This is a genomic window from Leptospira vanthielii serovar Holland str. Waz Holland = ATCC 700522 (assembly GCF_000332455.1).
Lineage (GTDB): Bacteria > Spirochaetota > Leptospiria > Leptospirales > Leptospiraceae > Leptospira_A > Leptospira_A vanthielii.
In genome coordinates, this window is sequence record NZ_AOGY02000052.1 from 1 (window position 1) to 2,068 (window position 2,068).

Below are 2,068 nucleotides of genomic sequence, written 5' to 3' on the forward strand. Positions count from 1 at the left end.
TATCCATAATGTTCGGACTTCTGTAAATCATCCTCAGTCCAACGGGAAACTAGAAAGATTTCATGGAACCATTAAGACTGAGTTAATCCGTGAAATACCAATGTATTCACTCGAACAAATTAGAGAAGAAGTTGGTAAATGGATTGAAGAATACAATTCGCTAAGACTTCATTCTGCAATCGGTTACGTAACACCTATGGATGTGTTTTATGGTCGCAAGGAAAAGATTTTAGCAGAAAGAAAAGAAAAACTACTTGAAGCAAAATTGAAGAGAAAACAATACTCGGTAAAGGCTAATATAAGGCTTGTTGCTTAGCTTAATTTTGAATCCCAAAATTCTGTTTTTCACTGAACTAAGACAGTATTTACTTTAGCTTAATTTTAAAGAGTAATTTAGAATATATTCCATTTTTTGAAGAAAAATATTTCTTCCATGAATTAAAAAAAGAAAATTATAAAATTGATGATATTAGCTTCGAACAATACGAGTATAAAAAGCATTTCACATTAATTTGGAGTTCAATTCGTATTAGAGACAATAGCTACGGTATAGTCTTATCTTTACTTTGGTATTTAAACATACATAAAATTACCAATTTTTATTATACAGTCATCGGATTCATAGTATTGTTCATAATAGATGATTGGACAATTATAAGGCTTTATTTAAAGAAACTTAAGGGAAGAATACCAAAAGAGCATGAAGTCAGATTAATTCTCTCCGACCTTTTCATGATTTTTTCTTTATTAAGTTTTATCTTTTTTGACCTTTATTTATTTTCGAGTTTTTTGGCAATCATATCAATTTTAATTTTTTTACTCAACATATTTCTTATTCTATTAATCTACCATTCAAATAGAGATATCGGAAAATGAAGAAGAAACTTCGTATAACTGCCGCTTGCCGTTCCGGGAGGGTCAAGCCCTCCCTCCAGGCTCCGCCAAATTCCCCTCCGTCACGTCTCTTGCCTTCGCAAGATCCGCGCCGACGCTAACGCCTCTTCCAGAGGCTCAGCTCCGGGGAACTTCGGCAAGCTAGTTACGTTATGCGCCATACTTTAACCTAAATTGAGGAAAAATGAATAATCGAATAGTTTCAATAAATCAATTTCAATTAGGAGCCATATCAGCATTAAATTTTGTGGCAAATATATCTATACATAAAGAAAAAAGAGAACCCATCAATGTAAATTCAATTATATATTCAACTTTACTACAATGCGGAGCTTCACATATAAATATTCATGATACACCAAAAAACCGTATTGTAACTGACTTTCCTAGCACTAAGATATCATTAATTAACGAAACTAGTTCTAAAACAAAAGAATCAATTATTTCAAATTTATTTTTACATTATTTACCAAAAGATTACTCATCCAACGAAAAATACAAAAAAATTAAAAATCTTGAATTCTATCTAGAAAACATTCTCTTCGCCGCTCAAACTAATACTAGCGTAATTAATATGTTTAACTTTCCAAACATTAATCAGTGTAAAGAATTATTGCCAGCCGAATTATATTATACAATTTCAAATCTATTATCGTTAATTGAAACATCACCTCAAAAACTTCCTTTTCCAAAACAGGAAATCGATTCGACACATATTAAAAATTTTGAAACTATTATTGAAAGTAACTTGTTTACTTCATACTGTGAAAGTCACATCGAATTGGAATCTAAATCAATCGAATACAACACTGCTATTGATAATTTGAAATTAAAAAGCAAGAACCTATACTATAATAACATTGACAGTCTACGTTTAAAGCGAATGGCGGTTTCTGTCTTACCTATTACAGAAAAAATTATTGGAACAATATTTGGGAAAATTCCTGGAGCAGTTTCAAAATTCATTACAAAAATTTTAATTGAATATCTAAAATCTGAAAAAAGAATTGTTATCTATCAATTAGATGGTTTATTCGAAACCATTGTAAAAGACTCTATTGCATACAATATAAGTAAAAAATAAAGTACGGCGCATAACAGCGACTTACCGCTACGCTTCGGCACAAGGCCTCGCTCGGCCTCCGGCAAATTCCCCTTCTGGCATTCGCCTTGC

Annotated in this window: 2 protein-coding genes; both read left to right on the forward strand. The window is 31.7% G+C overall.

All coding sequences use genetic code 11. From position 1 onward, the window contains the following. A partial coding sequence (locus LEP1GSC199_RS12770) for an integrase core domain-containing protein (protein WP_002976130.1) occupies positions 1-316 on the forward strand: 316 nt, incomplete at its 5' end. Between the two features lie 762 nt (positions 317-1,078). Beyond that, positions 1,079-1,978, forward strand: a complete 900-nt coding sequence (locus tag LEP1GSC199_RS12775) for a hypothetical protein (RefSeq protein ID WP_002983736.1) — start codon at positions 1,079-1,081, stop codon at positions 1,976-1,978. The last annotated feature ends 90 nt before the right edge of the window (positions 1,979-2,068 follow it).